The sequence below is a fragment of the Micromonospora sp. URMC 106 genome, from assembly GCF_051386395.1.
Classification (GTDB): domain Bacteria; phylum Actinomycetota; class Actinomycetes; order Mycobacteriales; family Micromonosporaceae; genus Micromonospora.
In genome coordinates this window covers 51,032-73,428 of the sequence record NZ_JBPQTP010000009.1, presented here as the reverse complement: position 1 = coordinate 73,428, position 22,397 = coordinate 51,032, and the positions used below count along the sequence as shown (strand labels likewise).

Genomic DNA, 22,397 nt, shown 5'->3' with positions numbered 1-22,397 from the left:
CGAACGCGCCGTCGTCTGCACGTGTGCCATCACTCGCGGGGCGGTCACGGCTGTCCCGCCGTGCGGCGGGACAGCCAAGCCGCAGGGTCCTGGAAGTGCACGTCATAGTGATCCTGCATCGGCAGCAGAGACGCGAACGGCTCGTCCCCGCCTTGGATTCGACCGAGTGCGCGGAAATACTCGAAGCGGTCGACACCGGGTGTGAGCACGATGAACAGGTCGACGCCCGTTCCTGGTGCGGCGCCGAAGGCATGCACCAGGTTCGGCGGGACGAGGACGACACCGCCGGCCTCGACACGGACCATCGTCCGGTCGAGCAGGAACTCCGCGACGCCCTCGACAACGTAGAACAACTCCGCCGACAACGCATGGTGGTGCGGGCGGGCGCCGTCGGCGCCGGCACCCAGCGTCAGGCGATTCGCGCCCAGCACGCCGCCGGTGTGTACGGCGTCGGCGAGCAGGTGAAATCCGCCCGTCGGCAGGGCGACGTACTCGGCCGTGCCGGGCCGCACCACCAACGCCTCGTTCGGATAAGCCATGGCTGCTCCTCTCAGATGCTGCTCCCATTCGACGGCCGGAAGATCGTTCGAACCAGTACGAGCTAGCGTCGGCAGCGATCACCGATCGCGATCGACCAAGAGGTGGACGAGGTGGAACTGCGTCAGCTGCAGTACTTCGTGACTGTCGCGGAGGAGGGCGGCTTCGGCCGTGCCGCACAGCGGCTCAACATCGTGCAGTCCGCCGTCAGCCAGCAGGTGCGCCGCCTGGAGCGCGGGCTCGGCGTGCCGTTGTTCGACCGCTCCTCCCGCCACGTGCGGCTGACCGCGGCCGGCGAGCGTCTCCTGCCCGAGGCGCGAGCCGTCCTGACGGCGGCCGACCGGACCCGCCGCATCGCCGCCGACATCGCTGCCGGGCACGACGGTGTCCTGCGGCTGGGTGTCGTCCACGGGCCCGGCGACCGCATCTACCGGCTCCTCGCCGAACTGGCCACGTCGGCGCCCGGGCTGCAGGTCCAGCCGCACCGGCTCTCCGCAGCGGACCGGCTCGCCGCTGTCCGGTCCGGCGACCTCGATGCGGCGCTGGTCCGGGCCGCCCGGCCGGTGGCCGGACTGGAGTTGCTGCACGCCTGGAGTGATCCGCTCTACGCGGCGGTACCGGCAGAGCACCCTCTGCCGTCCGGGCGGGATCTACATCTGGCGGATCTGGCCGGCCTGCCGTTGCGGCTGGCTTCCCGCGACGCCAACGCGCTGTTCCACGACTTGATCGTTGATGCTTTCCGCCGCACAGGAACAGAGCCGTTGCTCGGGCCGTCGTTCACCACCCTGCAACAGACGCTGACCGCGATTGCCGCCGGGCCGCCGTCCTGGACGGTCTTCTACGACGTCAACGGGCTGCCGTCGATCCCACGGGTGGCCATCCACCGGCTGGCGGACCTGACGGTGACCACGTCACTGGTCGTGCCGGCCGGGCCACCCAGCCCCGCCGTTCGCCAGTTGCTGCAGGCACTCCACCGCACCGCGCCCGACGTCGGCGCCTGACGGTACGGCGCGAGTCAGCGCAGCACGTGATGTCAACGCCAGCACGAGACGCCCGTCAGCCGCCTGCGGCAGCGGCACCGCCGCCAGAGCAGTACGTAGCCGGTCGACATCCAACCGTCCACACGTCAGAGCGATTAGCGAGGCGTCGAGTTCACGCGTGCCGTTGAGGCGGTGGAGCTGGTCGCGCCTCCACTGGCAATCTCGGTGACGTGTCGACGTTGGATTAGCGGTGCTGGTGCTGCTCAGGCAGATGGCTTGCCGGGTGGACCCACAGCAGGACGTTGTCGGGACGCGCGGTGCCCGTCTGCTTCCACTCCCGCCGGAAGAACGCGAGGATTTCCGGGTCCGAATGGCGCAGGCTGAAGTGGATGAGGACGAACAGCGTTCGTGGGTGCGCCTCGACCACGGGGCGTAGCTGGCTCCAGACCGTGTGCCCGACGCGATCCGCGCGTTCCAGTTGGGCATCGTCGAGAAAAGTGCATTCGGTGATGACGACCGGGTAGTCGAGCAGCCATGGGTTGCGCTGGAACACTTTGACATGTGTATCGCCGAGGAAGGCGAACAGCGGTCGGAAGATCTCCATGTCGACTTCGGCACCCTCGGCCCGTTTGCGTGCCATGATCCGGCCGAACTCGCCACCCCGACCCTCGCCAACCAGCTGGCGCCGCAGTTCGTCGTACTCCGGTCGGAGCGTCTTGCTCCGCTGGGCGAAGGCATATCCCACGCAGGGCACCTTGTGCTCGCACTCGACCACCCGCACCTGGTGCCCCCTGCGCCCGAAGGTGAACTCGTCGTCGTGCCGCACCCCGTGCAGCCGGTGGCCCTTCGCCAGGGCGGGCTCGAACGCCGCACCGTGGTTCAGCTCGGCGCTCGCACGGAGGTAGGACTCCACGTACGGCACCGCCTGCGCGGGCAGGTAGATGTCCACGCCGGCGGGATTCGTGGCCAGGTAGTCGAGGTCCTTGGCGTGATCGTGATGGGTGTGGGTCAGGAAGACTGTGTCCACCTGTCGTCCCTCGCACAGCCCTGCGTCGAGACTGCACCGCAGTTCCGGGATGTGGAAGAAGGTCTTGTCGTTAGCGCGGGAGTAGCCGGTGAGGGTCAGGCTGGTGCCGGGTATCCGCCAGGTCTTCCACTGCCGGAACGGGTGTCCTCGCTCCAGACGCGCCGGATGGTCGGCCGGCGTCAGGTCGGGTTCGGTCATTGCTCGGTTGTCCTCGTGTGGTTGTTCAGGCGGCGTTGTAGCGCCTCGATATCTGCCACGATCTGGCGGGATCCCTCGACCTCATCGTCGTCGATGGATCCTGCGCCCCGGTTCGAGGGCTGCCGGATTTCCCATTCGTCGAGGCGGAGGCGAGCGATGGCGTGCTCGTGGAGGACCGTGAGGAGGGACTGGCCGGAGGGCTCGACGGACAGTTCGCCGTCGTCGCCGCGCCGGTGCCATGGGACGCCGAACACGGTGCTACGGCCGACCGCGAGCTCACTCAGGCGGTAACAGTGGACCAGGCCGCCGTGGCGAACCACGTAGTGGCCGTGGTGGTGCAGTGCGACGAGCGGGACGAGGTCTGGGTTCCAGGCGAAGATCCGCCGCTGGGCCGGCCATGTCATCGCCGACGGCCTCAGAGCCGGTCCACCCGCTTCGAGCGGCACGCCCAGCCCCCACGGCAGGCTGGTCACGTCACCGGGGACCGCGTCGTGCGGATCTGCGTCGGTGAGCACGAAGAACTCGTCCGGGAACGCGACGCCGTAACACTCGGCCAGCACCTCACGCGGGCTCGAACCGGTGGCGTACAGGGCCCACGCCAGCCGGGCCATCGACCGGTAGTCGTCGAGGGACGCCTGGTCCCGGAGCCGGGCCAGCGTGCGGTCGGACACCGGTGTGGTGAACGGGGCGGTCAGCTCGGAGCGAACCACGCCCGGCGCTCCGGCCGGCAGCAGCGCCGCGACCCGGTGCAGCGCGGCGCGGTGCGCGGGAAGCGTGTCGACGTCACGGTGCTGCGGTGCGAGCCGCCGCAGTGCCTCCAGCCGGTCGACGACCGTCGCGTGGTAGTCGTGCAACACCGCCAGCAGCGACGGGCCGAGCTGTTCGATCCGCCCGGCGTCATCAGACGGGTCGGTGCCGAAGATCGTCGGCTCGCCGCGGGTGAGTTCCGTGAGCCGGTAGCACAGCACAAGGCCGCCGTACTCGGTGCGGTGGTCGCGCAACGGCAGCACCGGAACCAACCGGCGGTCGCGTTCGAAGACCCTGCGGTCGTTGTAGTCGTCGATGCTGCTGCCGGACGGCGGCACAGGACCGCCCCGGTCGGCCGGCAGCGCGAGTCGCCACACGTGACACCGCAGATCCTCGGGCAAGTGCCCGGGTAGCGGCAGGTGATCGGCGAGCGTGAAGAACTCGTCCGGGAACGGCGCGCCGTAGCATTCGGCAAGCACCTCGCGACGGTCCTTTCCGATCGAATACAGCGCCCAAGCCAGGTCGGCCATCGACCGATACTCACGCCGGAAGGCAGCTGCCCGCAGCCGGTCGACATCCTCGCTGGTGGGCTGGGGGCGACCCTCGGCCGGTGCGCCGGCCGAGCACGGGGCGCCCCGCTCGGCGCATACGTCGACCCCGCCCGCGTTGAGCAGCCGGCCGATCAGATCCTCGACCGGTTGCCGGGCGATCGATCCGGCCAGCCCCAGTTCACGCCTACGTACAGCGGCGGCGTGCAGTGCCGTGTGCCCCTGCAGGTCGACGGCGTTGATGTCCACACCGGCGGCGAGCAGTCGGGGAAGGAGCAGCTCGTGGTCGAGGTGGGGCAGCAGGTGCAACAACGTCTGGCCGGATCCGTCACGCACCAGCGGGTCGGCGCCGGCGTCGAGGAGCGCACACACGCCGGCGGTGTCGCGGTGAACCGCCCGCTCCATCAGCTCCGCGCCGCCATCACGCGTTGCCGCGGGCGCGGCGGGCCGGCCGGACAGGTCACCAGCGCCGGCAGGCCGCGTCGGGAACAGCGCCTGGGTGACCGCCGGGTGCAGCTCATCCGGCCCGACAAGCCCGAACCGCAGCAGGTCGAAATCGATCGGGTGGCGATACTCGGGGGCGGTGAGCAGGCGGGACTCCCCGGCTCCGGCACTACGCCGCCGCGCCGTGACCTGGCCGCCGTCGCCGAACGTCAGCTCGATATCGGTGCCGGCCTGGCCCTCGTCGCGGCATTCGACCCAGATCGTCCGGGCCGGGCACGTGCGCCGCTCCGACAGGCCGGGGTCGAACACGCCACTGTCGAGCACCCGTCGGGCATCGGCCACCAGCCGCTCGACCGCGACCCACGGGCGCTGCGGCCATCGGTCCTGTTGCCCGTCGGCGAGCGTGATCCCGCACGCGGCGAGGGCCTCGCCGGTGCGGCCCTCGTCCCAGAGCAGGGTCAGCCACTCCGTCATGGCGACCGGGTCGTCCGGACGCGGCCTGGCGGGGACGGTATCCAGGAGGCGGCCGTCGACGCCGTGGAACGGAATTCGGTCCGGCCCGCCACCGCAGAGGCCGCGCAGCTCGCTGGTGTACCGGACGTCCCAGTACGCCCGCGGCAGGTGGTATGTTCCCGGAACGCGGTCCGGCAGGTCCGTCTCGTCCGCCCGTCGAGTCTGCACCCACAGCTGCAGCCGGCCTGGCTGGTTCCTTACCGTACTGACCATGAGGTTCGCGCCGCCGCCGGCCGGATAGCGGCGCAGCAGGCCGGACCCGATGGGCGCGCCGTCCGCGTTCAGTTCTCGAGGCACGGTCCAGCGCAGCAGGTCCGGCGCGACGTGCCGCAGGTCGTCGATCACCTGGTCGGCCGTCTCGCGGCCGTGCAACCGCGTGATCGCGGCGACGTCGACGTCTAGGTCGACCCGGGCTGCGGCGCAGGCGCCCGCCACGTCCCCGGCGAGCCGCCGCACGGTGGCGGCCTCGACCATCTCCGCCGGGACGTCGCGCGGACGCGTCCGCCGATACATCTCCAGCACGTCCAGTCGCTGCCCGCGAACCATCGCCACTCGCGAGACGGTAACAGGCCTCGATACGCCGTTGAAGGATCATGCGTGTAGCAGGGCTCTGGGGATGTGAGCGGTCGTGGCGTCTGGGGTAGGTGTCGATGTGCTGCCAGCAGAGTTGCCAGGCGCATGGTCTGTCATTTCGGCCTCGCTGCCGATGAGGGCGGCCTTGTTGAGGGCGTGCGCGGCGTCGGGCATGCCGTGTTCGTCGCTTCTGGAGGGCGGTGTCCGCTGCGTCGATGATCTCTTTGATGCGGGGGCGATCGCAGGGCAGTTCGCTGTGCTGCGGCAGGTGGGCGGTGGTCGTGTTCGGGGCGTGGGCGCCGGGGAGCGGGAAGTGTCGTGCTGCGGCGGCGAGGGTGGCGTGAGGCATGGCTAGTGCGGTGTCCACCGGTGTTCGCGGCCGGGCTGCCCGTCGTAGGTCCACAGCGGCCAGCCGTCCGGGGCAGAGACGGCGTGGACGTAGCCGCCGTGGTGGCGGTGCGTGCCCCGACCACCACAGGTCTACTCCGGGCGTCGGCCCTGGGGTGGCGACCCGGTCAGTGGTGATCAGGGTGCCATCGAGGTTGACGTGGCTGTAGCCGGCGGCGCTTTCGCGGCCAGCAGCGCATCGTGCGAGAGGCACTGACGAACATCGCCCGCCACGCCCCACACGCCAACGGCGTCACCGTCGCCGCCGACCAGCACCCACCGGCGTCACGCTACTCTGCCCGGTCGGGGGTCAGCGGCGACTGCCCGACGAGGAGATCCGCTTCTAGGTGCCGGCAGCCGTGCGGCTACGGCTGGCTCGGCCAACCAATCGCGTCGAGGAACTCCTCTACGGCGAGTACAACCTGACTGAGCACTGCGATCGACTCGGTGAGCGGGCCGGGTACGTACATTCCGTGATCGGCGCCTTCCACCTCCAGCAGGTGGGGTGACAGCCGGCGGGCCAGGCCACTGTCCCAAACTTTGTCGGCAGTGCCACCCACGAGCAGGAACGGCGCGGTCGCACGGCCCAACGCATCAGCCACCCACGGCAGGGTGAGCAAGGGCGTGAGCCACACGGCGGGCAAGTTTCTTTCGGCGGCAATCGCTGCCGCGTTCGTGCCGAGCGACTTGCCGATCAACAGTGGGCGACCGCCAATGGCGTCGACCAACGGATCGATCTCACCGCGGACCCAGCTCTCGATCTCCGGCTGATCAGGCTTCGGAAACTCCTGGGACCACGAGTGTCGATGTACCGTCGCGCCCCGTTGTTCCGCCACGTCGCCGGCGTACATCAGCAGGGGAGCGCCCGGTCCGAACATACCGCCGGGAATCACGACAGCGTCAGTCATGCGACGACCCTACCTAACTTGATCTTCAACCTGTTTGGGCTTAGGCGTGGTTCGCAGGTCGTCGTCAGGGCCCAAGAACCTTGATCACGGTCGTCTTTGCCAGCGCCGGACGGACCCACAAGTGCGGTCATCCGGCCCTGTGGCACCCGCATCGACAGGCCGTCCAACACTGCGGCACCGTTGTAGCCGAAGCGCGCGTCGGTGCTGCATCCGCGGGCAGAGCGGAGATGGGGACCGGCGTGTATCGGCGGCCGGCTCCGGCTGGCCCCTTCGATCTGTCACGCGGTGCTGCGCCTGGCGATCCGCCTTCTGTTCAAGCGACGGGGGCATGAAGCCTCCAACGATCGGAGGCCGAAGTGCCGACAACCTCCGGCCGCTCTAGACCTGGCGGGACGCGCGGCGCGAGCCGAATGCCCGGTCGCACTGCTGTCACCGTCCGAGCGGAGAGGTCAATCTTCACGCGCCGCCGACAACTGCCGTTCGTAGTGCCGGGCCGCCCTGGCGCGGTTACTGCATGAGGGTTTGCAGAACTCCTGTCGTCCGTGCCCTTTGATGAAGTAGCGCACACAACGTGGCGCGGTGCAGGCGCGCAGGTCGGCGCGGCGCGGGCCGGTGAGCAGGTCGATGGTGGCGCGGGCGAGCCCCGCGAGCGTCGCCTCGTGTGGCTTCGCCCCGAACGGCGGGAGCAGGTGCGATGACGGGATGGTGTCCCAAGTCAGTACGGGAATGACCGGAGCCAGGGCGGCATAGGCGTTGATCGTGGCCACCGCGTCCGGCAGTGGCATCAGGCGGTGTGCGTCGGCACGGCTGGCCGGGCCGGGTTCGACCGCGCGGGCGAAGAGCGCCCGGGTCGCCGCGCGTACCTCGACGACCCGGTTGAGCAGGCCCGCCGTGGCCGGGACATCGGGCATGCCGACACGGGAAAGGAACGCGGCGAGCCCGTCGGTGGATGTCAGCTCGTCGAGGACGCCGCCGTTGCCGTCATGGCGGATAGTGCTGGCGAGGTCGAGCGCGAGCGACGTGTCCTCAGACCTGGGCTTGATCACATCTCCCACGATACGCTAGCGTCTCTAACGCCAAAACCATGTTTTAACGTTAGGAAGTTACTGGTGCTGCTCCTCGCCCAGATCAGTGACCTGCACCTCGACGGCTCCGAGCGAGCCTCCACACGGGCAGCTGACACCGTCGCCTACCTCAAGCACCTCCCACAGCCCGTCGACGCGCTGTTGATCACCGGGGACATCGCCGACACCGCCGCCCCCGCCGAGTACGACGAAGCCAGGAGCCTGCTCGCTGACTTCCCGGCTCCGGTGCTGTGGGCGCCCGGCAACCATGACGCTCGACCGGAATACCGCAAGGCCCTACTCGGACTGCCGCCGTCGCAGAGCCCCATCAACTCGCTCCACGTAGTCAAGGGCGTCGCGGTCCTGATGTGCGACTCCACCGTCCCCGGCAGCGACGACGGCCTGCTCGACGACGAGACGACGGCGTGGATCGACGAGACCCTGGACGGGCTCTCAGACATCCCGGCCATGCTCGCCTTCCACCACCCACCCGCCGCGATGCATCACCCGTTGCCCGACGCCTACCGCCTTCAGCGCGAAGACGAACTGGCCCGGCTGTTAGCCGCACACTCGAACGTTAAGGCCCTGATCACAGGTCACGCACACACGGCCGCGGCAGCGACGTTCGCGGGCCTGCCCGTGCTGGTCGGACCTGCAGTGACCTGGACCCTCCGGCTGCCTTGGGAAGGCCAGAAGACCGCTGACCGCGACGCGCCGCCCGGGTACGCGTATCACGTTCTGAGCGACGACGGCACGCTGACCAGCCACTTCCGCGTGCTCGCCTGATGGTCGCCGGGTTCCTGGTCGCGATCTTTCCTCTGATCGCGACCCCCGGAGCCAGCCTCGCGCTGCTCACCCAGAACATCGCACCGCACGGCCCACGCCGGGCGATCCCGGTGATCGCCGGCACGGTCACCGGGATCTACACACACGCACTGTTCGCCATCCTCGGCCTGTCCGCCGCGGTCATGCACTCCAGCCAGGCATTCTTCGTGGTGCGCATAGCAGGCGCCCTCTACCTGCTGTTCCTGGGGATCTGGACCTGGCGCACGCCCCGACCGAGCCCGTCAGGGAGCGGCCCGCCGCGGCCCGCGTACCGGCAGGCCTTACTGAGCAACGTGCTCAACCCGAAGGCCGCGTCCATCTATCTGACGCTGGTCCCGCAGTTCGTCGACCCACATCAAGCGCTCAGTCCGCAGATCGCCGTACTCGCCACGGCACACGCACTGCTCATCACCGCATGGCTGGTTGGATGGACCGCGATCCTCGTCCGGGCCGGCCGCACACTGCAATCCACGACGTGGGCGGTCGCAATTCGACGCGCTGCCGCCGCCGTCCTCGTATACCTCGGGATTCGCACCCTGGCGGCGTGAGTCGGGGCAGGTGTATCACCCGACCACTATGGCCACTACGTATTCTGCCCGCTCGGAACGGGCGGCGGTTCCCTTCCCTATGCACCGGGTGGCAGGCCCCCTACGTCGGCCGGAACCCGCATCTGCATCGAGAGAGCGCAGCTCTCTATGGCATCCCGCCGTCCGCGCCTGTCAAGATCACCGAAAGCGAGAGGTAGTCGAGCGTCACCAGCGCTCTTCTGCGCGGCGACCACGATCGCCGCATTTAGCGCGAGGAACACCGCCACGAGGGGGATGGCCACGCCGACGGCGTCGCTGAAGCCGAGCAGGAACACTCCGCCCAGGATGAGCAGCAGTACCACCGTGACCACGACGGCGGCGGCCGTGCCGTGCGAGAAGTGGGTGCGGCCGAGCACGGGGCAGCCGCAGGAGGCTGGTGTGGCTGATCCCCGAGGGGAGGTGGTCCGCCCTGGACGGGGAGGTTCATTCCTTTCGGGTGGTGCTGGCCTCACCCTGATTAGAGGCAAGCTCGTTTGCACCTGCGTAAAGGGGGTCTTCCCGGGCGCCCGTCCGCTAGACCGATTCGCCCGTTGTGGGGATGTCAACCGGAGGAGATAGCGGATGCCTGATCCGATCGAGGAGTTCTTCACCGGGGTTGGACACCGGACCCATGATCAGTACCGTCAGGTCGAGGGCACAGTTCGCTTGGATCTGGTTTGGGGTCATCAGCAGGTAGACCACTGGTTCTTTCGGATCAGCCATGGCCGGATCCACGTGAGCCGGGACGACCGCGACGCCGAGTGTGTGATCCGCGCGGATCGGGAGTGGTTCGAGCGGGTCGTCCGTGGTGAGGAGGATCTGCGATCGGCGTGGCTTCGCCACCGGTTGGCGCTCGTGGGCAGCCTGTACTGGTTGGAGATGTTCCAGAAGTTGCTTCCCGGGCCGGCTGGGGCGCGTGATCCGCGGGTGCTGGTGAACAGTGGGAGGCGCTCGTGAACGGCGGCGATTCGGTCCGGATCCTGAACGGCAACACTTTTGTGGTCAGCGATGGTTGCGGCGACATCGACGCGTCTCCCAGCATCCCGACCGGGCTGTTCGCTTTCGATACCCGCTACCTGTCGAAGTGGCAGTTGACCCTCAACGGAGAGAAGCTCCAGGCGCTGGCCGTGGATGACGTGCATTATTTTGAGAGCCGCTTCTTCCTGGTTCCGCCGGGGGCGAGTCACTACATCGACGCCAAGATGTCGATCATCAGGCAGCGGTCGATCGGCAACAGCTTCGATGAGGAGGTGAGGATCCTCAACCACACTCGCGAACCGGTCGACCTCAAACTGCGGGTAGAGGCAGCCAGCGACTTCGCCGATGTGTTCGAGATCAAGGATGTGCGGCAGAAGAAGGGGCGGACCTACGTACTGGTCGAGGACGGTCGCCTTCGGATGGGGTACGAGCGGGAGACTTTCCGGCGCGAGACGGTCGTTTCGGCCACGGTCCCGGCCGAGGTCGACGAGCAGGGCATGACCTTCGACGTCCATCTCGAGGGGCACGGGGAGTGGACCGTGTGCCTGCATGTACACACTCTCGGCGCGGATGGCCGCGACATCCGCTCCAGCCTGCTAGGCCAGCCCGGGCCCTCCCGGCCTCGGCTCGAGTACGAGTTCGATGAATGGCTCGCGAGCGCCCCCCGCCTCAGTGCGGACAGCGAGGCCCTGCAGCGGACGTACCGGCGCAGTCTTGTCGACCTCGCCGCGCTTCGGATGGTGCCGCTGGCGTTCGGCGGACCGAGTGTGCCGGCGGCTGGACTGCCCTGGTTCATGACCATCTTCGGTCGGGACAGCATCTTCACCAGCCTGCAGGCACTGCCGTTCGCCCCGGAACTCGCCCTGACAACGCTGCGGACCATGGCGTCGATGCAGGGCGGCAGGCTCGATGACTTCCGGGACGAGGAACCGGGAAAGGTGATGCACGAGTGGCGCTACGGCGAGTCGGCGGCGTTCGAGGAGTTGCCCTTCACCTCCTACTACGGCGCCGCCGACTCGACGCCGCTGTTCGTGATCCTGCTCGATGAGTACGAACGCTGGACCGGCGACGCCGAGGCGGCCCGCAGGCTGGAACCCGAAGCGCGCGCGGCGCTGGAGTGGATCGACACATACGGCGACCTGCTGGGTAACGGCTACGTCTGGTACCAGCGCCGCAACGAGCAGAGCGGCCTGGAAAACCAGTGCTGGAAAGACTCGTGGGACTCGATCTCCCACCGTGACGGCACGCTACTGAAAACGCCGCGCGCCACATGCGAGATCCAGGGTTACGCGTACGACGCAAAGAAACGTGGTGCCCGCCTGGCGCGGGAAGTCTGGAAAGACCCCACGTACGCCGACCAGTTGGAGCGGGAGGCCGCAGCCCTCAAGGAACGCTTCAACCGCGACTTTTGGGTCTCCGACGGAGAATACTACGCACTGGCTCTGGACTGCGACGGCAGGCCGGCGGACGTCTTGTCCTCAAACATTGGGCACCTGCTGTGGAGCGGAATCGTCGAACCCGACCGGGCTCCGATGGTGGCGCGGCACCTACTCGGTTCTCGCCTGTTCTCCGGCTGGGGCGTTCGCACCCTCGCGGAAGGGGAGGAACGGTACAACCCGGTGGGATACCACGTCGGAACCGTGTGGCCTTTCGACAACTCGTTCATCGCGTGGGGGTTGTGGAGGTACGGCTTCCGGAAGGAAGCGGGCCGGATTGCCGAAGGCATGATTGAGGCCGCCGAGTACTTCGATGGCCGCCTCCCCGAAGCGTTCGGCGGATACCGAAGGGAACTCACCAAGTATCCCGTCGAATACCCAACCGCATGCAGTCCGCAGGCATGGTCCACCGGAACTCCGCTGCTGTTGCTGCGGACGATGCTAGGCCTGCAACCCGACGGGGAACAGTTGGTGACCGACCCGGCAATACCGGACCGGCTGGGCAGGGTGGAGCTGACCGGCGTTCACGGGCGGCGGAAGTGAGCGATTGCGCCGACGCGGCACGCCTCGCCGGCTCGCAGGCGTGAAAGCGCAGCACAGGTGTGGCTGAGCCACTCGATGCCCAGCCGAGGCCGTCCGGGGAGTGCTGGCTGGCCCGCCTACCCGCCACCGGCGGTTCACCGCTCACGTCCGATGAGCGGCGTGAGCCCGTCCAGCATGAGCCGCAGGCCCAGCTCGAAGATCCGGTCGAGGTCGAGGTCGAGGGCGTAGCCGTCGACGGCGAAACTCGCCATGAGCCCGGCGAAGGCCGGGTACCGGCCGGTGGCGGCGATCTGGCTCATGGCAGGTCCCTGCTGCCGCATCCACTCGTCCTCGGACAGGCCGGTGGTGGCCTGGGCGTGCGCCTCCCGCTCGAGGTTCACGGCCAGGCCCTGCACGTAGCTGTACAGCAGCACCTGCAGGTCGAGGGTGGTGGCCGCGTCGAAGCCGGCGGCCCTCAGCCCGGCGAGGATCTGCTCGCCGTGCGCGAGAAGGTTCGGCAGCGGCAGTGGCCGGGTGAGCGGGCTCAGGTGGGCCAGCCAGGGATGGCGTCGGTGCAGCGTCCACAGCGTCCGCACCGCCTCCTCCACGCGACCCCGCCAGCTCTCGGTGTCCTGCGCCGTGGGCGGCAGCTCTCCGAACGCCGCGTCGGCCATCAGCATGACGAGGTCGTCCTTGCTGGTCACGTGCCGGTAGGCCGACATGGTCGACGCGCCGAGCCGCGCGGCGATCCCGCGCATCAACCGCACGATGACCGACTGCACCGCATCGGCGAACCTTGGCAGCTACAACGACAAGGCCGAGGACATTCACGGCTGACGCCCTGACCTTGATCGGCACGGCCTCGACCATCGGGTGGGTGGCGTCGAATACGCCACCCACCCGACCAGCGTCAGCGCGGCATCGCGGCGTACTCGGCGGCCAGGTAAGACCGGTAGCTGATCACCGCGGGGATCGTCACGTTCAACTTCCCCGCCGCCGTGGTCAACATCTGCTCATACCCCAGCAGCGCGCCGGTTGCGACGTCAACGATCACGGTGTACTGGGCAGGCAGGCCATGAGCGTCGGACAGGATTGCAAACGCCTCCCCGGGACGCCCGGCCCGGTCGGTGACGGTTCCGGCCGCTGTGATCCCCGGAAGGTCGGCCAGCAGCCTGAGCGCTGCCGCGCGTTGCGCCGGGTTCAACAGCCGCACACCGGCAAGCTCGGCGACATCCTCCAGATACTGCACCGGCGCCTCAGGCGCGGACGCGCCCGCCCTCAGCCATTGACGCAGCGCCCCGGCGTCCGTCGGCACCGCGCCCGGAAGCGGCTGTAGAAACCTCCAGCGGCGAAATCGCGCACCTCCTGCGACGCATCCTGACCAGGTCACTGGGGCGCATCTGCAGGTCGGCACCCAGCTCGGTCTGGCCGTGCACGTCCTGATAGCCCACGGGAATCCGGAGGTCACCGGCGGTTGGCGCGGCGGCCATCGCCGCTGCCGACCTGCGCGCCACCTCGCCGACGGGGCTCGCTCGGGACGCCGCACCCTGTACCGGGGGACTGCACAGCGCTGTGTAGCGCCATGACCTGTTCGTCCGGGGAGAGTCTGCCCTGCAGCGTCCCGCCGGGTCGTTGGTCTACCGTGCGGCCCCGCGCTGGCGGCCGGCGACCGCTGACGATGACCTGGTGCGCGACCTCAGCCGAGCGTTGTCGCAGAGGCTTCAGGCCGAGTGCCGCCAGCGTTGCCGCCCAGGCGTTTGCCCCGCCCGGCATGGCCAGGAGCGCCGGCAGGGGACAGCCGTCCGAGCCGGGCACCGTGGCCTTCGCACGGTAGGGCGGCCGGGCAATCACGGTGATGCACGCCGCTGGGTGCCGAGCGGCGAAGGCCCGTCGACCAGGTTGGGCGACTGCCGCCTCCATGCTGATGTCTGCGTAGCGTCTGGGGTGGTTCGGGTCGCTGGCGGCCGGGCCACCGGGCGAAGGCCCCGCTGAGACCTCTCTACGCCTGCCGTCTGGCTCTGCACAGCATCACGCTTGTCCCCCGCGAGAGCTACCCGCAAGTGTCCACCGCACGGTGACGATTCCCGGTCCGCGAATCCATAGCGTTCCAGGTGGACCGCGGCACCCCGGCCGCGCACCTCTAGAAGGAACCATCATGCGTGTGATGAAGCAGATCTTGGCCGTCGTGGCGGTCAGTCTCGTCGGCAGCCTGGCCCTCGCGACGGTGAAGAACAACCCCTGGCTCACCCTGGCCCTCGGGATGGCGACCGCCGTGGCCGCGCTCCTCGTGTACAGGTGGGTGGTGCGCCGTACCGAACGACGTGAGGTCACGGAGCTGGCCCGGGCCGGGGCCGGCACCCGGATCGCCCGAGGGACGTTGATCGGGTTCGCCATGTTCGCCGCCGTCATCGTCAACATCGCCTTGCTGGGCGGCTACCACGTGCACGGCCTGGGCTCGGTGACCGGCGTGGTGGGGCTGTTCGGGTTCATGGCCGCCGTGGCCGTGACCGAGGAGTTGCTCTACCGGGGCCTGCTGTTCCGTCTCGTCGAGGAACGCCTCGGGACCTGGCTCTCGCTGCTGCTGACCGGCGTGCTGTTCGGCCTGATCCACCTGCTCAACCCGGACGCCAGCCTGTGGGGCGCGACCGCCATCGCGGTCGAGGCGGGCTTCATGCTCGCCGCCTGCTACGCGGCCACACGCAACCTCTGGGTGCCGATCGGGCTGCACTTCGGCTGGAACTTCGCCGCCGGGGGGATCTTCAGCGTCGTGGTCTCCGGAAACGGCGAGTCGAAGGGGCTGCTGGACGCCACGATGTCGGGCCCGACGCTGCTCAGCGGCGGCGACTTCGGGCCGGAGGGTAGCCTGTGTACGGTGCTGGCGGGGCTGGTATTGACCGTGGTGTTTCTGCGGCTGGCCCATCGCCGCGGCCGCATCGTCCCGCGTCGCCGCGCGGTCGACGCGCCGGCTGCAGGCGTTACCGTCTCCTGATGGTCGACCTACGGATGCTCCCGGACCTGTGGCGGCGCTGGCCCGTCACGGCCCGGGATATCCCGCTGGCGCTGCTGATCGCCCTCGCCTCCGCGGTGCCGGTACTGCACGACCGCGGTACGCAACTCGGCAACCTGCCCGGCCGTCCGTTCGACGAGCTGGCCGTGGTGGCGATCGCCCTGGAGTGCCTCCCGCTCGCCATCCGCCGGCGCTGGCCCGGGATCTGCCTCGCCCTGGTGTCACTCGGCTTCACCATCGACCAGGTGCGCGCCTACCACACGGTCGCGGGCATCGCGTTGGTCGTCGCGTTGCTGAGCGCTGGAGTCCACCTGGAACGTCGTCGGCGCACCACCCTGGTCCTGGGCTCCGCCGCGTACGTCGCACTGGCCGTCGCCCTGCACCGGCAGGGGTCGACGGAGGGCGTGGGTGGTTTCCTCACCTTCTACCTGGCGTTGGCCCTCGCCTGGGGAGCCGGGGCCTGGCTGCGGCAGACCCGGGCCGCCGAGGCCGAGCGCCGCCACCACGCCGCCGCGGCCGCCCGCGCCACCGAACGCGCCCGCATCGCCGGTGAACTGCACGACGTCGTGACCCATCACGTGACGGCGATGGTCGTGCAGGCCGAGGCGGCGCGCTACCTGACGGCCAACCCGGACAGCCTCGACACCACCCTTACCGCCATCACCGACACCGGCCGGCGGGCCATCACCGACCTGCGGATTCTGCTCGACCTGCTCAACCCCGACCACGACGCCGAGCCGCGCGTGCCGTCCGTCGGCGAGCTGCACGCCCTGATCGAGCAGACCCGGCAGGCCGGGCAGCCGGTGGAGCTCACCCAGGAGGGCAACCGGGCGGCAACGACAGGCGGCGCGGAGGCCGCCGCCTACCGAGTCGTGCAGGAGGCGCTGACGAACGCCCTGAAGTACGCCCACGGCAGCCGCACCGCCGTGCACGTTCGCCACGGGGAGAAGGAGATCACGGTGGAGATCAGCACCGACGGCTCGGGCGCGCACGCCGCAAGCCCAGGTGGGAGCGGACGCGGCCTGGCCGGGCTGCGCGAACGCGTCACCGTGCTCGGCGGCGAGTTCAGCGCGGAAAGCCGGGAGGATGACGGCTTTGTCGTCCGGGCACGCATCCCCACCGGGAGCGCGTCGTGACCGCGCCGATCCGGGTGCTGGTCTGCGACGACCAGGCGCTGATCCGTACCGGCTTCGCGACGATCATCGGCGCTCAACCCGACCTGGAGGTGGTGGGCGAGTGCGGGAACGGGCGCGAGGCGGTCGACCTCGCCGGCCGGCTGTGCCCGGACGTGGTGGTGATGGACGTACGGATGCCGGTACTCGACGGCATCGAGGCGACCCGCCTGCTGGCTGGCGTCGGGGCGGCCCACCCGGTCAAGGTGCTCGTGGTGACGACGTTCAACCTCGACGAGTACGTCTACGAGGCATTGCGCGCCGGAGCGAGCGGCTTCCTGCTCAAGGACGCCCCGCCGGGGCAGCTGCTGCACGGCATCCGCACCGTCGCCAGCGGGGCCGCGCTGCTGGCGCCCGAGGTGACCCGGCAGCTCGTCGGCAGGTACGCGGCGCGCATCCGCCCCGCCGAGGGCACGCCGGACGACGTGGGACTGACCCCGCGCGAGTTGGAGGTGCTGCGCCTGATCGCCGACGGCCTGTCCAACGGCGAGATCGCGGCCCGGCTGGTGATCAGTCAGGAAACCGTCAAGACGTACGTGTCGCGCATCCTCACCAAGCTCGACCTGCGCGACCGCGTGCAGGCGGTGGTGTACGCGTACCGGACCGGGCTGGTGACGTGAACGCCGTCACGCGACACCACACGGCGGCGGCCCCCGCACCGGTCTGGTGCGGGGGCCGCCGCCTGTCCGGCCTCCGGCTGGCTGGTCCGCTCAGCGACTAGCACAAGTCCATCCGCTCCGACCCGGCGCCGCTCCGGGGGTCGACGAAGATCGTTACAGGGTTAGCGGTAGCGATGATTCTGTCCGTTAACCGGCTCTTCGCAGTCGAGGGTGTAGCGCCGAGAACATAGAGCTGTTGGACGGTTGGATGTGAGTCGTCAGGAGGTGCGAGAGTCGTAGTTCTCGCGGTTTGCGAGGACCTCGGCCATGTGTGTCTGCGCCCAGTTTCTGAGCCCGCGCGTCATGTGATGAAGCGAGAGGCCGAGGTCGGTCAGCTCGTAGGAGACGGTGACAGGGACGGTTGGCGTCACGGTACGGGTGAGCAGGCCATCGTGCTCCAGCGACCGTAGCGTCTGGGTCAGCATCTTCTGGCTGACCCCGGCCAGAAGACGAGAGATCTCGGAGTATCGCATCGCCTTCGGAGCGTCTGCGTGTGCTGCGCCGGGCTGGCCAGGGTTGTTGTCGCCGCCCAGCGCACACAGGATCAGGACGACCCACTTGTCCGAGATTCGGTCGAGCAGCTGCCGGCTGGGGCACCCTGCCAGGAACGCGTTGTACTCCACCTTGGCCTGAGCCCTCTTCTGGGCCGCCTTCATCGTCGTCACTGATCGCACCTCTCACCGATGGGTGGGTTACGCACTCCAAAGTGCCTACTTCCTGACAGGAAGTTTCTCTCCAATGCTGATGCAGGGAGGCAGCAGGCGCCACCCCCCAAGTTCGCACGACGAAAGGCAACAGGATGAGCACACCCTCCTTCTCTCTTCCCGGCGGCACCTGGACTCTGGGTGACCTGACCGTCACACGGTTCGGCTACGGCGCCATGCAACTGGCCGGCCCGTGGGTCATGGGGCCGCCCACCGATCGCGAGGGTGCCCTGGCCGTTCTGCGTGAAGCGGTCGACCTCGGTATCACCCACATCGACACCAGCGACGCCTACGGGCCGCGCGTCACCAACGAGTTGATCCGCGAGGCACTGCACCCCTATCCCGAGTCGCTGCACATCGTGACCAAGGTGGGCGCGACCCGCGACGAACAGGGTGGCTGGCCCACGGCCCGGCGACCCGAAGATCTGCGCCGCCAGGTCCACGACAACCTCAAGTCCCTCCGGCTCGACGTACTCGACCTGGTCAACCTCCGACTCGGCAACGCCGAAGGTCCCCAGCCCGGCTCGCTCGCCGACGCGTTCGCCACGCTCGTGGAACTCCAGCAGCAGGGCCTGGTCCGCCACCTCGGGGTCAGCAACGCCACCGAGGAGCAGGTCACCGAGGCACAGAGCATCGCGCCGATCGTGTGCGTGCAGAACATGTACAACCTCGCCCACCGCCACGACGACAAGCTCATCGACCGGCTCGCCACCGAAGGCATCGCGTACGTGCCCTTCTTCCCCCTCGGGGGCTTTACCCCGCTTCAGTCCTCGGCTCTCTCGGCGGTCGCCGCTCGACGGGAGGCGACACAGATGTCCGTCGCGCTTGCCTGGCTGCTGCAGCGATCACCGAACATCCTGCTCATCCCCGGCACGTCATCGACAGCGCACCTGCGCGAGAACATCGCCGGCGCGGGACTCTCCCTCTCGCATGAGGACTTGACCGAACTGGATGACATCGGCCGCTGAATGCCCCGTAGCCGAACGGCCCACAAGCCACGACCAAAGCCACCTTCATGTTCCGGCCCCGGTCGCCTTCGCGCGACCGGGACCGGAGCAGGACGATTCGCCCTCACCTGGTTGACTTCAGATCATCAACCGTCGGGGACTTGTGTCCACCGGCGGTGGCAGCTACCCCGCATCGGTGACCGGGTAGGCGTCGAGGTCTCCCGGGGAAGGGGGTTCCTACACCAAGCCCATCCGGAAGACCTCGACGTTGCACGACGCTACCCCTGAGGCGGGCTTCGCCCGCGCTGACATGACTACGTTCTGCCACCTTGACGAGCTCGGGCTCGAAGTCACCGGTCAGCGACTCGCACCGGATCGTGCGGTTCTCGCGTGCCGGGTCGTCGAGTCCGATCAGTGGTGCCGCCGCTGCGGTTGCGAAGGCACACCGCGTGACACCGTGACCCGGCGGCTGGCGCACGAGCCACTCGGCTGGCGGCCCACGATCCTTCACGTCACGATCCGCCGCTACCGCTGCATCGACTGCGGGCACGTGTGGCGGCAAGACACCACCAAGGCGGCTGAGCCGCGGGCGAAGCTCTCGCGCCGCGGGCTGCGGTGGGCGCTCGAAGCCATCGTCTGCCAGCACCTCACCATCGCTCGTGTCGCCGAAGGGCTCGGGGTCGCCTGGAACACCGCCAACGATGCCAACTGGCCATCCACGGGCACCGCGGACGCAAGAGCGACCCGCTCCATACCGCGCGGCGAACCCTCCACACCGGCACTGACCTACTCACCGACAAGCAGAAGGATCGACTGGCCGCGCTGTTTGCCAGCGGCGCTCACCTTGAGGTCGAAGCCACGTGGGGGGTCTACCAGCGGATGATTGCCGCCTACCGCGAACCCGATCGGAGCAAGGGCCGAGAGCTGATGGTGAAGTTGATCGGGTCGGTCAGCCAGGGCGTCCCGAGCGCGTTGAGCGAGATCATCACACTCGGCCGGACGCTGAAGAAGCGAGCCACCGACGTGCTGGCCTACTTCGAACACCATGGCACGTCCAACGGACCGACCGAGGCCATCAACGGACGGCTCGAACACCTCCGCGGCTCCGCCCTCGGATTCCGCAACCTCACCAACTACATCGCCAGGTCCCTGCTGGAAACCGGCGGCTTCAGGCCACGACTACACCCTGGATTGTGAAGAGCCGCATTGCTACCGTCGGCATGCAGATCAGACAAGGACCGAAGTGTCAACAGGCGAATCACGTTTGGGTGAGGCCACAAGCGGCCCCGGACTGCAAGGCATTGAGATTCCCGTCTCCGTTAACAGGGTTCCTGGCTGGCGAGGAAAAACGAACCCTATGCTTGCCGCCGGAATGCCTGCGGCCATCCGGGCCGAGGGAAAGCGCCAATACAAGGATTTGCGTATGCGGCGGAATTCTGCTCTGAGCAACGGCACTGCTGGCGTCGGCGAGACGACACCAGACGGCGAACCGCCAACTCCCACCGCGGAGGGCGCCGCGCGCCGATCCGCGGTTGCTGAGGAACAAGAGTTTCTCGACCTGGCCACGGCCCGGCGCGACAGGCTTGCCGACCACCTACAGGCCGAGCTTTCGTCAGACGCCCTGGATGCGTTGGAACGGGCCCGACAGCGCATGCTCCGCCAGCAGTACGAAGAGCTACGGCGAGCGTGGGAAGGACTGGTCTTCGGCCGCCTCGACGGCCTTGACGGCACCGTGCGGCACATTGGCCGTGTCGGTCTGCGCAACGACGGCGAGGACAGTGAGCCGCTGCTGGTGGACTGGCGCGCTCCCGCAGCTCGGCCGTTCTACACCGCGACGGCTGTCGACCCACAGGGTCAGGCACGGCGCCGTCACATACGCACGACGGGATCGGTCGTCGTCGGCGTGGACGACGAGCCACTGGACGGGACCATAACGGCGGAACTCGTCGGTGAAGGCGCTCTACTGGCGGCCCTGGACCAGCGGCGAACCGGTCTCATGTCGACGGCGATCTCCACGCTGCAACGCGAACAGGACGACATCATCCGGGCCGAGGCGACCGGCCCGCTGATCGTGCAGGGCGGTCCCGGCACCGGCAAGACCGTGGTTGCCCTGCACCGTGTCGCCTACCTGCTGTTCACCCACCGGAAGATGGCCGACCAGGCGGTCCTGGTCCTCGGCCCTTCGCCGCGGTTCCTCCAGTACATCGCCCAGGTGCTGCCCGCGCTCGGTGAGACCGCCGTCGTCTCGGCGACCTGCGACACGCTGCTGCCCGAGATCCGCGTGGGCCGCGACGAGAGCCGGCTTCTCGCCGAAATCAAGGGCCGCGCCCTCTGGCAAACCGCGCTCGAAAGCTACGTCGCGTCGCTGCTTCCCCGGCCCCGCGAGCTGAAGCTGCGCTGGGAGGGCGAGTTCTACGTCATCTCAGCCGCAACAGTGGCACAGGCGCTCGCCTCGGCGGTGCAGGGGCGCCCGTACCACCGCGCCCGCCGGGCGTTCGCCGAGCAGCTGCACCATCTCCTCGCCGAGGCCGTCGCCGAGCAGCGCGAGGTGCTGATGAACCAGATGGAGGAGGGCTTCGAGGACATCCTCGCCCGCGTCGACAAGGGCATGCAGCATGACCACCACTTCGGCAGGGGGCCCACCGGCAGTGACGTCGACGGATTGCTCTCCGAGGAAGAGATCGAAGACCTCCGTACCCGTATCGCCGAGAACGCCACCATCGCCCGGTTCGTCGAGGCATGGTGGCCCACCCTCGACGCCGAAACCCTGCTGGGTGAACTCTTGACCGACCGCACCCTGCTGGCCCGGTTTGCCCCGCAGTTGTCCCCGCAGGAGATCACCGCGGTCTCGGCCGAGCCCGCTCCGTGGGCATCGAGCGACATTCCCCTGCTTGACGCCCTCGCCGACCTACTCGGCGAGGTCGACGCCCCGCAACCGCAGGGCGAGTTCGTCGCCGACCACGCTCGCCGGCAGCGCGGCTGGGTGTACGGCCACGTCGTCATCGACGAGGCGCAAGAGCTGTCCGAAATGCAGTGGCAGATGGTCCTGCGGCGCTGCCCCAGTCGCTCCATCACCGCCGTGGGCGACATCGACCAGGCGGAGGCAGCGCACCGGCACACCAGCTGGGCACAGGCGGTGCAGGCTGTTTTCGGGGACCGCTGGACCGCCGCAGAACTGACCATCTGCTACCGGACCCCGCGTGAGGTCATGGACCTCACCGGACCCGTGTTGAAGAAGGCTGGCAGCCACAATGCGCCGCCCCGGGCGGTACGCTCCTCCGGCATCGCCCCCTGGGTGCGCACGACCACGCCCACCGAGCTCGCCGGCGTCGCCGCCCGAGTTGTGCGAGAGCTGCAGCAACGGTGGCATGGCGGGACGGTTGGCGTCATCGCCCCCGCCGACCGCATCGCCGAACTCCTAGCCGTGCTGAGCGATGTGCCGGTGCTCACCGCGACCCAGTCCAAGGGACTGGAATGGGATGCGACGCTGCTCATTGACCCCCAGGGCATCGCCGCTGAACCGCGCGGCTGGAACGGCCTCTACGTCGCGCTCACCCGATGCACCCAGGAGCTGGGACAGCTGGTGCTCACGTAGCAAATCGCCACACCCATAGACGGAATCGTCAAGGTCGCGTTGCGCGGACCGGGCGACTTG

The 22,397-nt window shown here is 68.8% G+C and carries 19 protein-coding genes and 1 pseudogene; 11 read left to right on the top strand and 9 right to left on the bottom strand.

Annotation, left to right across the window (positions count from 1 at the left end; translation table 11 throughout):
- Nucleotides 1-44 precede the first annotated feature (44 nt).
- Entirely contained in the window at nucleotides 45-539 is a 495-nt protein-coding gene (locus tag ACSNOB_RS04970; RefSeq protein WP_436685369.1) for a cupin domain-containing protein, read from the bottom strand.
- Nucleotides 540-650: 111 nt separating this feature from the next.
- Here ACSNOB_RS04970 and ACSNOB_RS04965 point away from each other — a divergent pair, with 111 nt between their 5' ends.
- Nucleotides 651-1,538, top strand: a complete 888-nt coding sequence (locus ACSNOB_RS04965) for a LysR family transcriptional regulator (RefSeq protein ID WP_436685368.1) — start codon at nucleotides 651-653, stop codon at nucleotides 1,536-1,538.
- A gap of 223 nt (nucleotides 1,539-1,761) precedes the next feature.
- Here ACSNOB_RS04965 and ACSNOB_RS04960 read toward each other — a convergent pair whose 3' ends face one another.
- The 4 genes from ACSNOB_RS04960 to ACSNOB_RS04945 all read right to left on the bottom strand — a co-directional run bounded on the left by ACSNOB_RS04960 (nucleotide 1,762) and on the right by ACSNOB_RS04945 (nucleotide 7,908).
- Nucleotides 1,762-2,742: an MBL fold metallo-hydrolase gene (locus tag ACSNOB_RS04960; protein ID WP_436685367.1), complete on the bottom strand. Its 981-nt coding sequence runs from the start codon at nucleotides 2,740-2,742 to the stop codon at nucleotides 1,762-1,764.
- A complete protein-coding gene (locus ACSNOB_RS04955) occupies nucleotides 2,739-5,546 on the bottom strand; it encodes a hypothetical protein (RefSeq protein ID WP_436685366.1) in 2,808 nt (935 codons plus the stop codon). Before ACSNOB_RS04955 ends, ACSNOB_RS04960 begins: the two co-directional genes overlap by 4 nt.
- A gap of 773 nt (nucleotides 5,547-6,319) precedes the next feature.
- Nucleotides 6,320-6,862: an alpha/beta hydrolase gene (locus tag ACSNOB_RS04950; protein WP_436685365.1), complete on the bottom strand. Its 543-nt coding sequence runs from the start codon at nucleotides 6,860-6,862 to the stop codon at nucleotides 6,320-6,322.
- 449 nt (nucleotides 6,863-7,311) lie between these two features.
- Nucleotides 7,312-7,908 (bottom strand): CGNR zinc finger domain-containing protein, encoded by a 597-nt coding sequence (locus ACSNOB_RS04945; protein ID WP_436685364.1) that lies wholly within the window; start codon nucleotides 7,906-7,908, stop codon nucleotides 7,312-7,314.
- Nucleotides 7,909-7,971: 63 nt separating this feature from the next.
- On the opposite strand from ACSNOB_RS04945, the gene ACSNOB_RS04940 reads away from it, so the two are divergent.
- Nucleotides 7,972-8,712 carry a metallophosphoesterase gene (locus ACSNOB_RS04940; RefSeq protein WP_436685363.1) on the top strand — a complete coding sequence of 247 codons (741 nt, stop codon included), beginning with the start codon at nucleotides 7,972-7,974 and terminating at the stop codon, nucleotides 8,710-8,712.
- A complete protein-coding gene (locus ACSNOB_RS04935; RefSeq protein ID WP_436685362.1) occupies nucleotides 8,712-9,299 on the top strand; it encodes a LysE family translocator in 588 nt (195 codons plus the stop codon). The genes ACSNOB_RS04940 and ACSNOB_RS04935 overlap by 1 nt, the downstream gene beginning before the upstream one ends.
- A 77-nt stretch (nucleotides 9,300-9,376) precedes the next feature.
- On the opposite strand, the gene ACSNOB_RS04930 is transcribed toward ACSNOB_RS04935, so the two are convergent.
- The gene (locus ACSNOB_RS04930; RefSeq protein WP_436685361.1) at nucleotides 9,377-9,694 is read right to left on the bottom strand and encodes a hypothetical protein; all 318 of its coding nucleotides are present in this window, start codon (nucleotides 9,692-9,694) and stop codon (nucleotides 9,377-9,379) included.
- A 205-nt stretch (nucleotides 9,695-9,899) separates the two neighbouring features.
- Between ACSNOB_RS04930 and ACSNOB_RS04925 the strand changes: the two genes are divergently transcribed.
- The gene (locus ACSNOB_RS04925) at nucleotides 9,900-10,274 is read left to right on the top strand and encodes an SCP2 sterol-binding domain-containing protein (RefSeq protein ID WP_436685360.1); all 375 of its coding nucleotides are present in this window, start codon (nucleotides 9,900-9,902) and stop codon (nucleotides 10,272-10,274) included.
- Entirely contained in the window at nucleotides 10,271-12,274 is a 2,004-nt protein-coding gene (locus tag ACSNOB_RS04920) for an amylo-alpha-1,6-glucosidase (RefSeq protein WP_436685359.1), read from the top strand. Before ACSNOB_RS04925 ends, ACSNOB_RS04920 begins: the two co-directional genes overlap by 4 nt.
- Before the next feature lie 134 nt (nucleotides 12,275-12,408).
- Here ACSNOB_RS04920 and ACSNOB_RS04915 read toward each other — a convergent pair whose 3' ends face one another.
- Nucleotides 12,409-13,035, bottom strand: coding sequence for a TetR/AcrR family transcriptional regulator C-terminal domain-containing protein (locus tag ACSNOB_RS04915; protein WP_436685358.1), 627 nt, complete (start codon nucleotides 13,033-13,035; stop codon nucleotides 12,409-12,411).
- A gap of 128 nt (nucleotides 13,036-13,163) precedes the next feature.
- Entirely contained in the window at nucleotides 13,164-13,502 is a 339-nt protein-coding gene (locus ACSNOB_RS04910) for a hypothetical protein (protein ID WP_436685357.1), read from the bottom strand.
- Nucleotides 13,503-14,408: 906 nt separating this feature from the next.
- Between ACSNOB_RS04910 and ACSNOB_RS04905 the strand changes: the two genes are divergently transcribed.
- From ACSNOB_RS04905 to ACSNOB_RS04895, 3 genes are read left to right on the top strand one after another with little or no spacing between them, the layout of a single operon-like run.
- Entirely contained in the window at nucleotides 14,409-15,242 is an 834-nt protein-coding gene (locus ACSNOB_RS04905; RefSeq protein WP_436685356.1) for a CPBP family intramembrane glutamic endopeptidase, read from the top strand.
- Nucleotides 15,242-16,396: a sensor histidine kinase gene (locus ACSNOB_RS04900; RefSeq protein ID WP_436685355.1), complete on the top strand. Its 1,155-nt coding sequence runs from the start codon at nucleotides 15,242-15,244 to the stop codon at nucleotides 16,394-16,396. The genes ACSNOB_RS04905 and ACSNOB_RS04900 overlap by 1 nt, the downstream gene beginning before the upstream one ends.
- A complete protein-coding gene (locus ACSNOB_RS04895; RefSeq protein WP_436685354.1) occupies nucleotides 16,393-17,052 on the top strand; it encodes a response regulator in 660 nt (219 codons plus the stop codon). The genes ACSNOB_RS04900 and ACSNOB_RS04895 overlap by 4 nt, the downstream gene beginning before the upstream one ends.
- 257 nt (nucleotides 17,053-17,309) lie before the next feature.
- Here ACSNOB_RS04895 and ACSNOB_RS04890 read toward each other — a convergent pair whose 3' ends face one another.
- The gene (locus ACSNOB_RS04890; RefSeq protein ID WP_436685353.1) at nucleotides 17,310-17,756 is read right to left on the bottom strand and encodes a winged helix-turn-helix transcriptional regulator; all 447 of its coding nucleotides are present in this window, start codon (nucleotides 17,754-17,756) and stop codon (nucleotides 17,310-17,312) included.
- A 134-nt stretch (nucleotides 17,757-17,890) separates the two neighbouring features.
- Between ACSNOB_RS04890 and ACSNOB_RS04885 the strand changes: the two genes are divergently transcribed.
- The 3 genes and pseudogenes from ACSNOB_RS04885 (at nucleotide 17,891) to ACSNOB_RS04875 (ending at nucleotide 22,337) form a co-directional block, all read left to right on the top strand.
- The gene (locus tag ACSNOB_RS04885; RefSeq protein WP_366640442.1) at nucleotides 17,891-18,763 is read left to right on the top strand and encodes an aldo/keto reductase family oxidoreductase; all 873 of its coding nucleotides are present in this window, start codon (nucleotides 17,891-17,893) and stop codon (nucleotides 18,761-18,763) included.
- A 247-nt stretch (nucleotides 18,764-19,010) separates the two neighbouring features.
- A pseudogene (locus ACSNOB_RS04880) lies at nucleotides 19,011-19,939 on the top strand (transposase).
- A gap of 175 nt (nucleotides 19,940-20,114) precedes the next feature.
- Nucleotides 20,115-22,337 carry a HelD family protein gene (locus tag ACSNOB_RS04875; protein ID WP_436685352.1) on the top strand — a complete coding sequence of 741 codons (2,223 nt, stop codon included), beginning with the start codon at nucleotides 20,115-20,117 and terminating at the stop codon, nucleotides 22,335-22,337.
- Nucleotides 22,338-22,397: the final 60 nt, after the last annotated feature.